This is a genomic window from Pseudomonas avellanae BPIC 631, assembly GCF_000444135.1.
GTDB classification, from domain to species: Bacteria; Pseudomonadota; Gammaproteobacteria; order Pseudomonadales; family Pseudomonadaceae; genus Aquipseudomonas; species Aquipseudomonas avellanae.
The window spans coordinates 1-14,544 of record NZ_ATDK01000344.1 but is presented as its reverse complement, the minus strand read 5'-3'; the positions used below and the strand labels follow the sequence as shown (position 1 = coordinate 14,544).

Sequence of the window (14,544 nt, the reverse complement as noted above, 5' to 3'; positions counted from 1 at the left end):
CGTCGGGTTCCTTCGTCCTGACACTGATCCGGGGGTCGCCGGATCAGTGTCAGGACTCAGCCGTCACCTACGTCGCACTCTGCGTTGTCAGTGCCATCGTGATAAAAAGCACTTTCGTTTATGTGCAGTAACTATGCGCACGGCATGCCTCTGTGTTGCAGCACAGATGTAACGCGGAGCGCCAAGAGCTGTCGGCCAATCAAATTACCAGTTATACGTCACCTTCCCATAGTAAAACGCCCCGCTATAACCGTAAGGCGAGAAGGTGCTGTAGGCCAGGTTGCCGCCGCTGGACGAGAAGTCGTTGAGTTTCTCGGGGTATTTGTCGGTGACGTTGTCGCCACCCAGTGTGAAGACCCAGTTCTTGAGTTTGTAGTCGGCAGCGAGGTCCAGCAGCCAGGCAGCGCTGAAGGTCTGGTCGTTGACTTTGTCGGCCTGGTAGCTGGTGAACTCGCCGTAGCGCACCAGATTGGAATGCAGGGCCCAGTTGCCGAACGTGAGGTCGTTGCCCAGCGTCAGTTTGTGCTGCGGCGTGGTATCCCCCAGCAGACCGATGCGCTCCCTGCGGTCCACCCGAACCAGGTTCACGCCCAACTGATTGAGGATCGCCGGGTTGTCTTTCACGTCCGTGACTTTGGTGTGGTTGTAGTTGTAGCCCACCGTGCTGTTCCAGCGCACGCCGTTGTCGAACTGGTAGCGATAATTGGCCACCAGATCCACGCCGTCGGTGCTGGTGTCGGTGGCGTTGGTGAAGTAACGCGCGCTGGTGTAGTTGATATCACCCACGCCATTGGCGCGCAGGTAGTTGATCGCGGTGTTGTTGAGCACCAGGTTGGACGACAACGAGATGCGGTCCTGAATGTCGATCCGGTAGACGTCGGCCGTCACGGTCAGGCTGTCCAGCGGTTGCAGTACCAGGCCCAGGCTGTAGTTGCGCGACTTTTCGGGTTTCAGGTCTTCTGCGCCCAACAACTGCGCAACGTTGCTGCCGGCCGGGAACGTACCCGCTTCCTGAATGGTGCTGCCGATCAACTGTGACGAGGTAAACGTGAAGTTCTGCTGGGCCAGTGATGGCGCACGGAAGCCCGTCGATACACTGCCGCGCAAGGCCACCTGCGGGGTGAAATCGTAGCGGGCCGAGAGCGAGCCACTGACGTTGGAGCCGAAATCGCTGTAGTCCTCATGGCGAACGGCGGCCGACACACCCAGTTTTTCGGTCAGGTTGGTCTCAACGTCCAGATACTGGGCGAAGTTGTGTCGCGAGTAACTGCCCGCATCGGCAGCGCGAAAGCCGCCCAGCCCGGAACTGCCGGTCTGGAAATACGACTCCGCCTGCCCCGCCTCGATCTGATAACCCTGACGCAGGTATTCCGCACCAAAGGCGACCGACACCGGATAAGGCAGCCACGTTGCGTTGAACTCCTGCGACAGGTCAAGGCTCAGCTGTTTCTGGTCGTTGGTCAGCGTGCCGTTATCGAACGAGCGCGGCGTGTTCAGGCCCAGTGACGTGTTGATGGTTTTGGTGCGCAGCTCATAAGAGTTTTTGCCATAGTTGGCAGACAGATCGTAATGCCAGTCATCCACCAGCTCACCGCGCAAGCCGGCGGCAAACGTGGTGTGCCGTGAATCAGCGGCAAATAACCGTTTGGATAAATCGCCGCAATGTTGTTCGAGGCATTGCTCGGTCGATAGAACGCAGCCGTTTCGCCGCGGCGCTTGCTGTAGCCACCGAAGCTGTAGAATTCTGCCGCATCGTTGAAGCTGTATTCGGCGTTGTATTGCAGCTTGCCTTCGTGGGTTTCCGGCTCGCCCTGACGGAATACCTGCTGACCATACGTGGTAGAGCCGACGCTCGATGCGCGCAAATCATCGCCCGCGCGGTTGGTGTAGTCGTTGTTGGCGCCTTCACCCGAGAGGTTCAGCGTACCGTTGTCGCCCAGCGCAAAACCGGTATTGCCGGAGACCTGACGCTGGGTACCGTCGCCCTTCTTGTACTGGCCGTATTTGCTTGAAATCGAACCGCCGTGATCAGCGCTCTTGAGGATGATGTTGATCACCCCGGCAATCGCATCCGACCCGTAGCGCGCCGAAGCACCATCGCGCAGTACTTCGATGTGGTCGATGGCCGACAGCGGAATAGCGTTGAGATCGGCAGGTGCCGAGCCGCGTCCGACCGCGCCACCCAGGTTGACGAAGGCCGACGTGTGGCGGCGCTTGCCGTTGACCAGCACCAGCACTTGATCCGGCGACAGGCCGCGCAGTTGCGCCGGGCGGGTCAGTTCTGCACCGTCCACCAGGCTTGGCCTTGGAAAGTTGATCGACGGAATCAAGCGCGCCAGCACAGTGCCCAGTTCGCTGGAGCCGGAACTGCGCAGGCTGTCACCGGAAATCACATCGATGGGCGACAGCGACGCACTGGCGGTGCGCTCCTGCGCGCGGGTGCCGGTGACAATGACCGTGCCCAGCGTGGACGCGCCCTGATTGTTTTGCTCATCTGCTGTTTCTGCGGCGCAAGCACTTGCACTGATACCGGCGACACTCAGCAAATTGGCTGAAAAAACCGCCGTGGCCAGCACATTCCGTTTGAAGTTCCCCATACCACTACCCCTTGAAAATCCCTGATCCAGAAACGTGCGTTCTGGTTACAACGAACGATCCGTGCGGCGGACGGTGGCGATCATTACAGTGTTTGATTGATGGTCCGGTGGCCCGATGCTTTATAGCTTAATGACATTGATCAAAAGTTTTAAATACCATTAATGCATAAGTATCTACATTTGTGTCACGCTCGAAACATCCTTGAAAAACACACAAAAAAAGGCCGCACCTGCCTGAGGATGCGGCCTAAAACGGTTGAAACTGTATGAGGGAAAAGCCGGTTATTTAGCGGTGATCACCGACAATTTGGTAATCCCGGCACGTTCGATGGAGGCCATCGCCCGCGCCACTTCGCCGTAGTTCACGCCATTGTCGGCCTGCAACTGCACGCGCACATCAGGGGCCTTTTGCTTGGCGGCCTTGAGGTTGGTTTCCAGCAGGTCCGGCTGGATTTCATCCTTGTTGATGAACAGCTTACCCTGCCCGTCGATACTCACCACCAGTGGGTCTTTCTGCTCTACCGGTGCAACCGACTCGGTCTTGGGCAGGTTGATCGGGATCGAGTTGGTCAGCAGCGGCGCGGTGACGATGAACACCACCAGCAGCACCAGCATCACGTCCACCAGCGGCGTAACGTTGATCTCGCTCAGCACTTCTTCGGTGTCTTGCGTGGAAAAAGCCATCTCAGGACGCCTCCTTCACTTTCTGCCCGGCGCTGGCGCCGGATTTGAGGACAGGGTGAAGCAGCACACGAAATGCACTCTTCTGCGCCAGGCTGTAGAAGTCGTGGGCAAAGTCATCCAGGTCGGCAGCGGTCAGTTTCAGGCGACGCAGAAAGTAGTTGTAGACCAGCACCGCAGGCACCGCGACGGCAATACCGACGCCGGTTGCCACCAGCGCTGCACCAATCGGGCCGGCGACGGTTTCAAGGCTTGCAGAGCCTGCGGCGCTGATGCCCTTGAGGGCCGACATGATGCCCCAGACCGTACCGAACAGGCCGATGAAGGGCGACGTGCTGCCAATACTCGCAAGAATTGCCAGACCGGTTTCCAGCGAACGGCGCTCACGGACGATTTGTTGGCGCAAGGCCCGCTCAAGACGGTCCTGATGATTGATCGACTGGCTGAGGTCGTTGGCCTGCGCGCCGTCTGGCACCTGAATGGCCGCATAACCGGCGAGCGCGACGCGGGCAGCAGCACCGGGTTGCTCCTGGGCCAGTTGAGCGGCGGAATCCAGGCTCGATGCCGCCCAGAATTGCTTGTGGAACTTGCGGTCCTGGGCTTTCAGACGTGAGAACTGCACGCCCTTGAGCAATGCAAGACCCCAGGTGGCAACGGAGAAAATCACCAGCAGCCAGATGACCGCGTGTTCGATGGATTCAAAAGGCGAAGCAAGTAGGTTCATGGCGCAGCTCTCTTTATGAACGAAGTCTGAAAAAAGGCATTGGGTGTGTCGCGATGCGCCTTTGGTTCAGGTAGCTCGCCGGGTCAATCGAATGTCGTGGTTACTGGAACTTGAAACGTTATTTGAGCTTGAAAGCTCATTTGATCTTGAAATCAATCGGCACACTGACCCAGCCATCCTGGGCGACGTCGCCCTGTTTGGCGGGCACGAAACTCCAGCGTTTCACCGCGGCCAGCGCCGCATCGTCCAGTTGATCGCGGCCGCTGCTTTTCTGTATCTGAATCTCGCCGGGCTTGCCGCTGGCCAGTACATGGACGCGCAACAGCACGGTGCCTTCCCAGCCGCGACGCATGGCCAGCGACGGGTATTCCGGGGCCGGGTTGCGCAGGTAGCCCGCGCTGGCCGAGGCCGGGGTCACCGGTTTCGGCGCAGGCGGTGCGGGTGGCGCCGGGGCCGCAACCGGTGGTGCAGGCACAGGGGGAGCCGGTGGTTGCTCAACCGGCTTGGCGACAGGCTTGACCACCGGTTTAGGCGGCTGCGGCTTGGGTTTGGGAATGGGTTTTGGCGGTGGCGGCTTGGCGGCCAGTTCGTCCTCGACAGGAGGCGGCGGCTCGACAACGGGCTGCACGACCGGCTCGGGCGGTGGCGGCGGCGTTTCCATCACCGGTGGCACCGGTGGCGCGGGCTGGGAGAACTCGATGGTCATCGGCGGGATTTCCGGCGGCACGACCGGCAGTGCAGGCGTCGGGTTCTGGCTCAGCCAGTAAATGACCGCGCCGTGGAACACCAGCGCCAGGGCACTGAGCAGAATGGCTTCGCGCCGCCCGAGAATCGGTTTTGGGGTGCTGTGCAACCGCGATAACGCCAAAGGCCCACGGAAAGGACGCCCCAGATCGACCAGGTCGCCACCTGGCGTCTGGCGCCAGGGCACATCATGTGCGCTGGCTGCGGTCTGGACATTGCCCATTGATACACTCCTGCATTTTCATGATAAAAATCCAGGTTCTGTTGGTATCAGTCACCTTTCCAAAGTTGATGTGGCAAGGCAATGATGGCTGAAAGAGGCTTGTTCCTGAAAAGAATATTTGGTTCGCTGGTTAGACCGATAGTGAATATGCGCGACGACTCATTACGCAATGAGCAGTGTCCGCAAGAATAATAGCGTGCCCACGGGCGTGGGCACGCAGTTCTGGGTGCTCTGCGTCCGACCTAGACTACGCAGAGCGGCGCAAAGGCAGCAGGATCAGATCCGGAAGCTGCCTACCAGTTGTTGCAGACGGGCTGCTTGTTCTTCCAGAGAGTTGCAGGCTTCCAGCGTCTGGCGCAGGTTGTCCACGCCCTGCTGGTTGAGGGTGTTGATATGGGTGATGTCCACGTTGATCGACTCGACCACCGAGGTCTGTTCCTCTGTTGCAGCCGCCACCGACTGGTTCATGCCGTTGATCTCTTCGATACGGCGGGTCACGCTGCCCAGACGCTCGCCGGCCAGGTTGGCGATGCCCACGCTGTCCTCGCTCTGACGCTGGCTTTCAGTCATGTTGACCACCGCTTCACGAGCGCCCACTTGCAGCTCCTCGATCATCTTCTGCACTTGTTGCGCCGAGTCCTGAGTGCGGTGCGCCAGGTTGCGCACCTCGTCAGCCACCACGGCGAAACCGCGACCCGCCTCACCGGCGCGTGCGGCCTCAATAGCAGCGTTAAGCGCCAACAGATTGGTTTGCTGGGAAATGCTGGTGATCACTTCGAGAATCTGCCCGATGTTGGCGGTCTTGCCATTCAGGCTCTCGATGTTCACACACGACTCGCTGATCTTGCCGGACAGCTCGTTCATCGCTTTGATGGTCTGCTGCACCACGCCTTGGCCGTCGCTGGCCAGCCCGCTGGCATCGCTGGACTGTTGCGAGGTGCGTGCCGCGTTCTGGGCGATTTCCTGTGCGGCGGCGCCCAGTTCGTTGATCGCAGCGGCCACGCTTTCGGTGCGATTGGCCTGCTGGTCGGAGTTGCTCATCGAGGCGTTGGAAACCTTCACCACGCGCGTGGCGACTTCGCCCAGTTGCGCTGCGGTGGAGGCCACTTCGCGAATCGAGGTGTGAATACGCTCGACAAAGTGGTTGAACGACTCTGCCAATGCGCCGAACTCATCGTGCGAAGTGATGGCCAGACGCTTGGTCAAATCGCCCTCGCCATCAGCAATATCGCGCATCGCCCGGCCCATCTGGTGCAGCGGCTGCATCAGCACGCGGATCAACAGGCCCAGCAGCAGAATGATCACCATCACCACAACGACCATTGCCGTGATGGCCGAGGTGCGGAACTCGGTGAGCATGGCGTAGGCAGAATCCTGCTCCAGCACCAGCGCCACGTACCAGTTGGCAGTCGCTACGCCCTGAACCGGCGTGAACGAGATGATCTCGGGCTGTTTGCCAGAATCGATTTCAGTTACGCCTGTGGCGATTTTCGGTGTATTGACCGGATAGGCTTCGTTGATGTTCTTGAGCACCAGCTTGCTGTCCGGGTGCACCAGAATCTTGCCTTCGGCGCTGACCAGAAACGCATAACCGTGACCATCGAAGTTCAGCGAGTTGATGATTTTGGAAACGCTGTCCAGCGAGATGTCAGCACCGGCGACACCGGCAAGCTGATTCTGAACCTTGACCGGCGTGGCAATGGTCATGACCAGTTTGCCGGACGACGCAGCAATATACGGTTCGGTAACGATGGTGCCCGGCGCATTTTGTGCGGCCTTGTACCAGCCCCGCGCACGCGGGTCGTAATCTGCAGGGCGATTACCGGCCGGCACCGAAAACATCACGCCTTCGGTGCTGCCAAAATAACTGAGCTGGAAGTTGTCGCTGTAAGTAGGCAGGCCAATGGCACGCTGCAACTGCGGCAGCTCCTTGCCGTCCACGGCGACTTGCTGGGACATCGATTGCAGCAACTGAATGCGGCTTTCCAGCCACGTCTGGATGTTTTGCGTGGTCAATGTACCCAACTGTTGCAGTTCGGACTTGACACTGGATGTAAGCGACTGACGTTGTCGATAGTCATTGATGACAATGAATACGCTGAACGCAACGACCACGATAAGCGCGGCGGCCAGAAGGATTTTCTTGCTGAAGCCCAGATTTTTCATAGCGCTAATTTCCACGGCAAAAACCAATAGGGACGATCTTTGAATCGTCGATCAAACTTCACAACTTTGCCGTCTTTTCCACGCAACAGAATCCACAAGGGATCGAGTGCCAAAAATTTTCAAGCATGCTTGTCTGGCGTATCGGCCGGCACCGACAGGTCCTTGATTATTTTTTTTCGGCACGTGAGACCCGCCTCCCATAATTCAGCGGCAAAACGTGCAGAGCAAAAAAACTGACTATCTTTGAAGGCATCCCCGCCCTGCAGAGGATGGCCTTGCCATGCTGAGTATCGAAAAGCTTTTTGACGATTTGCACAGTCTCCCGAGTATTCCGAAGGTGGCTCAGGACTTGATGCTGCAGTTTGATAACCCCTCCTCCAACCTCGAAAGCATTGCCCGCAATATCGAGAAAGACCCCGTGATCGCGGTCAAGGTGCTGCGTTTGGCCAACTCGGCAAGGTTTCGCGGCTCGCGGGATTCCTCAAGTATCGAAGACGCCGCCATGCGTCTGGGCTTCAACACCTTGCGCACCCTGGTCATGGCCTCGGCAGTGACGGGTGCATTCAAGGCCGGGCCGAGTTTCGATCTCAAGGGGTTCTGGCTGAAAAGCTTTCAGGTTGCCGGGATCTGCCGGATGCTGGCCAAGCAAACCGGTGTCGATCCGGAAATCGCCTTTACCTGCGGGGTCATGCACAACATTGGCGAACTGTTGATCCAGACTGGCGCCCCGGATGTGGCCGAGCGCCTGAACAACGCAGCCAAGGCCGGCACGCCGGGACGTGCAGCCAATGAAACGCTGCAACTGGGTTTCGGCTACCCGCAAGTGGGTGCCGAGCTGGCCCACCGCTGGCATTTGCCGCAGGTGATCCAGCAAGCCATCGCTTATCAGGCCAAGCCGCTGGAGGCGCCAGACGACGCACCGTTGCCGCGTATTGTGGCGCAGGCCGTCATCATCTCGGATGCGCTGGAAACCAATGGCGGTGCTACGCCCCAAGCGCAAAAAGCTTCAGACGGGCCGCTGATGGAAGGCATCGACCTGGACGCACTGTTTGCCGGGCTGCCGGCCGTGCTGGAAGCCGACAAGGCGTTTTCAGAACTGCTGAGCTGAACCCACGTCACTGGCTCGTAAACGCTTTCTTCAAACAACGGCGCTGCACTGTTGGAACCACCGGCATGACAGCGCCAAAACGGTTTTATCTGTATATCCATACAGATAAAACTTGCCCCTCGCTCGTTCAACGTCCATCCTTGCCGCCTCACACCGGTAATCGACGACGGTAGTCATGCGGCTGTTTCTTTGCGAAAAACCTTCCCAGGCCAAGGACATTGCGGCTGCGCTTGGCGCAACCCGCCGTGGCGATGGCTGCTGGGTCGGTGCCAGTGCTACCGTCACCTGGTGCATTGGCCATTTGCTCGAAACCGCCCCGCCCGATGCTTACGATGCGCGCTACAAGCGCTGGGTGCTGGAAGACCTGCCCATCGTGCCCGAGAAGTGGAAGATGCTGGTAAAACCCAGAACGGCCAGCCAGTTCAAGGCTGTCAAGCGGCTGCTGGGCGAGGCGAAAGAACTGGTGATCGCCACCGACGCTGACCGTGAAGGCGAAATGATCGCCCGCGAACTGGTCGAGCATTGTCGCTATCGCGGACCGATTCAGCGTTTGTGGCTGTCGGCACTGGATGACGCCTCCATTCGCAAGGCGCTGGCAGCGCTCAAGCCCGGCGCCGACACCTTCAGCCTGTATCACTCGGCATTGGGCCGGTCCCGCGCAGACTGGCTGATCGGCATGAACATGAGCCGTCTGTTCACATTGCTGGGTCGCCAATCGGGTTATCAGGGCGTATTGCCAGTCGGCCGCGTGCAAACCCCGACCCTGCGCCTGGTGGTGGACCGCGATCGCAGCCTCGCAGATTTCGTGCCGGCGCCCTTCTGGGCCATCGACGTCAAACTGCTGCACGACGACCAGGCGTTCATCGCTCAATGGCGCGCGCCGTCGGACGCCTGTGACGATCAGGATCGCTGCCTGAATCAGCTACTGGCGCAACAGGCTGCCGACGCCATGCGCCATGCTGCCAGCGCACGGCTGGTCAAGCTGCGCACCGAACGGATGCGCGAAGCCGCACCCTTGCCTTTCGACCTCGGCACCCTGCAGGAAATATGCTCGAAAAAACTCGGCCTCGGCGCGCAGGAAACCCTTGATATCGCCCAGTCGCTGTACGAAACCCACAAGGTCATCACGTATCCGCGCAGCGATTGCGGCTACCTGCCGAACAGCCAGCATGGCGAAGCGGCGGGTATCATCGCCGCGCTGGGCAAGGCAGATCCCGCGCTGGCCGGCCTGCTGCCGCACCTTGACCCGCAACGCCGCTCCCGCGCCTGGAACGACGCCAGGGTTACTGCTCACCACGGCATCATCCCTACCGCTGCGGTGCGCGGCGTCGAGCGCCTGACCGGCAAGCCGCGCGCGGTCTACACCCTGATCAGGGCGCGCTATCTGGCGCAGTTTCTGCCCAACCATGAATATGACCGCACCCAGGCTGACTTCGACTGCGCAGGCCATGCGCTGCGAGCAGTGGGCAAACAGATCGTCGAGCCCGGCTGGAAACGTGCCATGCCTGAAGCCCTGGCCCCGGCCAAAGGTCGCGAAACGCCTGCGCCGCAGCCCTTGCCTGCGCTGTATCAGGGGTGCGAATGCGCCGTTGCCGACGTCATCCTCAAGGACCTCTGGACCCAGCCACCCAAGCCCTTCACCGAAGGCGACCTGATCAAGGCCATGAAAAACGTCGCCAAGCTGGTAGAAGACCCGCTGCTCAAGCAAAAACTCAAGGACACCACCGGCATCGGCACCGAAGCCACCCGCGCGGGGATCATCCAGGGGCTGCTGGACCGCGGCTATCTGACCAAACAAGGCAAAGCCTTGTGCGCCACGCCGGCTGCCTTCAGCCTGATCGACGCCGTCCCGCGCGCCATTGCCGACCCCGGCACCACGGCCATATGGGAGCAGGCACTGGACATGGTCCAGAGCGGCGAAATGAGCCTTGAAGAATTCGTCGCCAAGCAGGCAGCGTGGATGAGCAAGCAGGTCAGCCGCTGTGTCGGCATGCGCATGACCATCAGTGGCCCGGCCAGCCCGGCAGGCGTTGCGCCGCCGTGGAAGAAAAAACGCAAGACCGCCAAGCGCGGGGCTGCGACCTCGACCAAGGCAGCGAGCACCGCCGCGAAAAAGCCACAGCGCGCCGCCAAGTCGACGGTCAAGGGCTGAGCCTGCAGAATGATACCCAATCAGCTTGAGCACTACACATTCAGACGTTACAAACAGGTGTTACACATGTCAGATCGCGAAATCATCGTCCCACCTACCCTGCAGTCAATCATGGACCGCGCCGGTTACGCACCGGCAGTCAGGGTGGGTGACACGCTGTACTGTGCCGGCCAGGTAGGGCGCACCCGGGACATGGAAGTCATCCTCAACCCGGAGGCACAGTTCATTGCCTGTTGGGAGAACCTGCGCACGGTGCTGGCCGAAGGCGGCTGCACGTTCGACGATATAGTTGGACATGACCACCTATCACGTCGCCATGAGCGAACACATGCCGGTGTTCCGCGACGTGAAGAATCGCATCTTCCCACGCGGTCAGTGTGCCTGGACCTGCATCGGCGTTGCGGAACTGGCACACCCCGGCCTGTTGCTGGAGATCAAATGCATCGCGGTCAGGCGCAGCGCCTGACACCGCGATCAAAGGCTGGAGCGCAGCGGTATTTCATGGCGTGACGATTCAGGCTGAACACTGTCGAGGCCAACCATCTCGTCATGCGCCACCGCCTGGGTCATGAACAGTTTCACGTCAGGCACCGCCGAAAGCACCTTGCGTGCCTCTTCCAGCGAGGCAACGTGCAGGGGCTTGCCGGTCGAGTCCTGCACCGGCACAGACTTGCCGTCCACCAGTGCGTGGAGCACGTAAGAACCGCCTTCCATGGAGATCAGATCGAGTTCATCAACCTTCTTGTCCTTTACGTGTTTTGTCAGGTCTTGAATGTTCAAAGTCACACCTCCGTGGGCGTTCTGGAAGTCAGCGCCTTGTAGAAGTTGAGCCTTGAGATGGATGAACGTTCCTTCGTATTACAAGCCTGCGTTGCTGGCTCAACCCACTTTCGGACTACTTGCCCAACAGCAGCGCCGCATCAAAACCCATCCGCAAGTTGCCCCAGTGGCGTCCTTCAAAGAAAAACGGCACGTCGATTTCGGTCATGATCTCGCCGGTGTCACGCAAGTAGGTCTGTAGCAGGAAGCGTTGTTTGTTACTGGCGGCACGCAAACCTATAGGGTCGGAGAACATCCGTTTATTGCGGCACACGGGCAGGTCGATGGCGCGGTCGCCGGTCGGTTTCTGCGACACCCAGCTGTTGTTGACCGGGCAGTAGCCTTTGCTGTCGACGATAAACGTGACCTTGCCGCCCCGCGTGCCTTTGGTCAGCTTGTCGCATTCTTCCTGGCAGATCTGCGCGAAACGTTCGGTGTAGCTGGTCGAGTACTGTTTGGGGTCGGTGCCGGGAATCAGCTTGTAGCTCTGATCGAACAGGTTGACGCCTTGTTTGTGCAGTTCCGCCAGGCGTACCTGCAAAATATCCCGGCACTGGCTGGCGCGAGTGATCGCAGCGTCCAGTTCGCCATGCCCAAGCACGAAACGCCCCAGCAGGGCCTGAACCTGCTCGGCGACACCGGACAGGTCACGGGTCGCGGTTGCGGAGTGCTGCATGCGCTGATCGATCGCCTGGCTGTCGGAGTAAATGCGCGTTACCCGCTCGTTGATGCCGGTGTTGGTCGTCGCAAATTGCTGGATATGCGTGGCAATGTCGGCCAGCTTGTCATTGGTCGATTCGAAATCACCGATCATGCTTTCGAAATGGCCGGATGCACGCTCTACCACCCGTTGGGTTTCCCGAGCGCTGTGGCTGATCTGGATGGTCTGTTCGTGAGTGGAACTGACCTCCTGAAGCATCGCATCGATGTTCCGGGAAATATCGTCAGTCGCTTTACTGACATTTTGCGCCAGGGTGCGCACCTCGTCCGCCACTACGGCAAACCCGCGCCCGCTCTCCCCGGCCCGCGCCGCTTCGATGGCCGCATTGAGCGCCAGCAGGTTGGTTTGCGAAGAAATCTGCTGGATCAGCCCGACGATGGATTTGATGCTCGATGAACGCTCGTTCAACCCCGACACCAGCGTACCGAACTCATTGAGGCTGCTGGATATCTGACTGATGTTACCGGTCACTTCCAGCAATTCGGCGTAGGAGTCGCGCGCCATGCTCAGGTTCTGCGCAGTGGTGCTGGAAATCCCCTGAGTCTGTTGGGAAACATCTTCGATGCTGCCCACGGCCATGTTGCTCTGGTCCATGACTTCCCTGGCAAAACGCGCCTGATCGGTGGCGCTGTCGCTGGAATCACTGATGTTTTTCAGCGAGCGTGCCGATTCGACTGCGATCTGTACGGTCAGCCCCTGAATACTGCTGATGACTTCGCGTTGCTTGGCCAGAAAGCGGTTGCAGGTGCTGGCCAGCACGCGAATTTCGTCATGGGTCAGCAAAGGCAGGTCTCGGGACAGGTCGCCCTCGCCACTGGCGACCTCTTCAAGCGCACGCGTCATGAACATGACAGGGCGCACGATCAGGTGACGAAAATACCAGACCATGAAGCTGACCATGACCAGCGTAAACAGTGTGTTCAGCAGGATGGCGTTGCTCAGCACATCAAGCCGGCCCTGAATTTGACCCAGTGCAGCGGCGTCCAGTGATGTGCCGTGTAATTGCAGCATGATGTCGGCGCGAATGTTCAAGGCCACCCAGTACAGCAGAGCGCTGACCAGCACCAGCAGAAAAAGGCTTGAGAGCTTTTTGGTCAGTGTGTCGAAGAACTGCTTTTCGACTGACTCGTATAAGGCCTTTAACGTTTGCATGCAGCGGCTCCTGGGGGTGGAAGGTTGTTCCCTTTCGATGGTTAACGCCCGTCGAGGCCAAAGCTTTAGCGCATGTGTCTGGCCTGACGTCGACCTGTAACGCGTCTATGTTCAACTGTAACAAAACTCACGCCCACTGCAGGAGCAATCACCGTGCCTGACAAGAAACTTAAAATCGACCTTGCCTACCGCCCCCGCCTCGCCGACCTCAAGCCTTTGAACGTGCCGGCCGCATTGCTTGCGCAGCAGCCACAGACACTGGCTGCACCACGCACCACACCTGCGAGCGAACTGAAAAAGCGTCAGGGTTACGCTGAAAACTTCCTCGGCGATTTCGTGGTGCCCTGGCCTGCGGTCGACGCCGAGCTGGCAGCCGATGTCTATCCGTTGGACAACACCGGCAATCGCCTCGATTACACGCACTTTTCCATTACCATGTCGCGCAGTCGACGCCTGGCACTGTACGTCGGCGTCAATATCGATGGTGCCAGCAGCGTTGAGGTCAAGCGTGGCAAGGATGCATGGTCTTTCGACGGTAGATTACCCGCCGAGGCGCAAATCGGTGAAAGTGTCTACGCCGACAACTTGCTGGATCGCGGCCATCTGGTCAGGCGCCAAGACCCCAACTGGGGCAAGGAAGCCGAAGTGGCCAACAGCGACACTTTTCATTTCACCAACTGTTCGCCGCAGATGGCGGCGTTCAATCAAAAAACCTGGCTGGAGCTTGAGGATTACATTCTCGACAACACCCGTCGCTGGAAATCCCGGGCAACGGTATTCAGCGGGCCGGTGCTGCGCGACGACGACCGCAGCTACCGGAATATCAGGGTGCCCTCGGCGTTCTGGAAGGTCGTGGCGTTTGTCGGCGACGACGGTAAGCCTTCGGCCAGCGCCTACATGATCGACCAGAGCCGAGAGTTGGGTCAGTTGGACATCATGTTCGGCCAGCTCAGAACCTGGCAACGCAGCGTCTTGCAGATCGAGCAGCTCACCGGCTTACAGTTCGGAGCGCTGGCCAGCTACGACGGTTTCTCCAACGAAGAACGCCTGACCGGCACGCGAATCGAAGCACGGATCCGCGGGCCGCAGGATATTCGGGTCTAGCGCACTGCCTACGCCGACTAGCCCGAAGCGTGGGGCTTTTTTCGGAGCGCCAAATAACGCGCTTCTGCCCGGAGGGCGTGGTCGCCCGGTTGCGCCTACAGAAACTGGTATAGATTATCGTACCGACGCTCTGCGTCGGTGCGCCGTTCTGGACGCTCTGCGTCCGATCTTGAGTGTGCGGCGCGGATCTCGCATATCTGTGGCGCGGAGTATCACACAGCGGTTCTGCTATGTCAGTTGGATATGTTTACGGCTCAAGGCACCTTTTCGCCCCTCGGCGACTGACTTTGAAGGATCAAAGTAAGCAAAATCCCGGCTCCGTTTCCGGCCCGACTTCGTCGGGTTCCTTCGCC

The 14,544-nt window shown here is 59.4% G+C and carries 9 protein-coding genes and 3 pseudogenes; 4 read left to right on the top strand and 8 right to left on the bottom strand.

Features of this window, described 5'->3' with window-relative positions; translation table 11 throughout:
• Positions 1–204 precede the first annotated feature (204 nt).
• The 6 genes and pseudogenes from DW49_RS01000000128690 to DW49_RS1000000134350 form a co-directional block, all read right to left on the bottom strand.
• Positions 205–2,597: pseudogene (locus tag DW49_RS01000000128690) on the bottom strand (TonB-dependent receptor plug domain-containing protein).
• A 282-nt stretch (positions 2,598–2,879) separates the two neighbouring features.
• Complete coding sequence (locus DW49_RS0121055; RefSeq protein ID WP_005617557.1) at positions 2,880–3,281, bottom strand: ExbD/TolR family protein; 402 nt, start codon at positions 3,279–3,281, stop codon at positions 2,880–2,882.
• A gap of 1 nt (position 3,282) precedes the next feature.
• A complete protein-coding gene (locus DW49_RS0121050) occupies positions 3,283–4,002 on the bottom strand; it encodes a MotA/TolQ/ExbB proton channel family protein (RefSeq protein ID WP_005617555.1) in 720 nt (239 codons plus the stop codon).
• A gap of 136 nt (positions 4,003–4,138) precedes the next feature.
• Positions 4,139–4,969 (bottom strand): energy transducer TonB, encoded by an 831-nt coding sequence (locus DW49_RS0121045; RefSeq protein WP_024420406.1) that lies wholly within the window; start codon positions 4,967–4,969, stop codon positions 4,139–4,141.
• A 276-nt stretch (positions 4,970–5,245) separates the two neighbouring features.
• A complete protein-coding gene (locus DW49_RS1000000134355) occupies positions 5,246–6,010 on the bottom strand; it encodes a methyl-accepting chemotaxis protein (protein ID WP_370464045.1) in 765 nt (254 codons plus the stop codon).
• Positions 6,011–6,103: 93 nt separating this feature from the next.
• A pseudogene (locus DW49_RS1000000134350) lies at positions 6,104–7,135 on the bottom strand (HAMP domain-containing protein); the annotation flags it as partial.
• A 280-nt stretch (positions 7,136–7,415) separates the two neighbouring features.
• Here DW49_RS1000000134350 and DW49_RS0121035 point away from each other — a divergent pair.
• The 3 genes and pseudogenes from DW49_RS0121035 (at position 7,416) to DW49_RS01000000128685 (ending at position 10,861) form a co-directional block, all read left to right on the top strand.
• Positions 7,416–8,243 (top strand): HDOD domain-containing protein, encoded by an 828-nt coding sequence (locus DW49_RS0121035; RefSeq protein ID WP_005617550.1) that lies wholly within the window; start codon positions 7,416–7,418, stop codon positions 8,241–8,243.
• A 175-nt stretch (positions 8,244–8,418) separates the two neighbouring features.
• On the top strand, positions 8,419–10,395 hold the full coding sequence (locus DW49_RS0121030) for a DNA topoisomerase III (RefSeq protein ID WP_005617548.1): 1,977 nt from the start codon (positions 8,419–8,421) through the stop codon (positions 10,393–10,395).
• A gap of 66 nt (positions 10,396–10,461) precedes the next feature.
• Positions 10,462–10,861 (top strand): annotated as a pseudogene (locus tag DW49_RS01000000128685) (RidA family protein).
• Between the two features lie 8 nt (positions 10,862–10,869).
• On the opposite strand, the gene DW49_RS0121020 reads toward DW49_RS01000000128685, so the two are convergent.
• Together DW49_RS0121020 and DW49_RS0121015 are read right to left on the bottom strand one after the other, a co-directional pair.
• Complete coding sequence (locus tag DW49_RS0121020; RefSeq protein ID WP_003381828.1) at positions 10,870–11,181, bottom strand: DUF6482 family protein; 312 nt, start codon at positions 11,179–11,181, stop codon at positions 10,870–10,872.
• Between the two features lie 109 nt (positions 11,182–11,290).
• On the bottom strand, positions 11,291–13,087 hold the full coding sequence (locus DW49_RS0121015) for a methyl-accepting chemotaxis protein (protein WP_024420407.1): 1,797 nt from the start codon (positions 13,085–13,087) through the stop codon (positions 11,291–11,293).
• Positions 13,088–13,240: 153 nt separating this feature from the next.
• On the opposite strand from DW49_RS0121015, the gene DW49_RS0121010 reads away from it, so the two are divergent.
• Positions 13,241–14,191 carry a DNA/RNA non-specific endonuclease gene (locus DW49_RS0121010; RefSeq protein WP_024420408.1) on the top strand — a complete coding sequence of 317 codons (951 nt, stop codon included), beginning with the start codon at positions 13,241–13,243 and terminating at the stop codon, positions 14,189–14,191.
• Positions 14,192–14,544 lie beyond the last annotated feature (353 nt).

Bases quoted from the DNA above. Each gene is read 5' to 3' on its own strand.
- DW49_RS0121055 (WP_005617557.1), bottom strand. From the start codon at position 3,281: ATGGCTTTTTCCACGCAAGACACCGAAGAAGTGCTGAGCGAGATCAAC.
- DW49_RS0121050 (WP_005617555.1), bottom strand. From the start codon at position 4,002: ATGAACCTACTTGCTTCGCCTTTTGAATCCATCGAACACGCGGTCATC.
- DW49_RS0121045 (WP_024420406.1), bottom strand. From the start codon at position 4,969: ATGGGCAATGTCCAGACCGCAGCCAGCGCACATGATGTGCCCTGGCGC.
- DW49_RS1000000134355 (WP_370464045.1), bottom strand. From the start codon at position 6,010: ATGAGCAACTCCGACCAGCAGGCCAATCGCACCGAAAGCGTGGCCGCT.
- DW49_RS0121035 (WP_005617550.1), top strand. From the start codon at position 7,416: ATGCTGAGTATCGAAAAGCTTTTTGACGATTTGCACAGTCTCCCGAGT.
- DW49_RS0121030 (WP_005617548.1), top strand. From the start codon at position 8,419: ATGCGGCTGTTTCTTTGCGAAAAACCTTCCCAGGCCAAGGACATTGCG.
- DW49_RS0121015 (WP_024420407.1), bottom strand. From the start codon at position 13,087: ATGCAAACGTTAAAGGCCTTATACGAGTCAGTCGAAAAGCAGTTCTTC.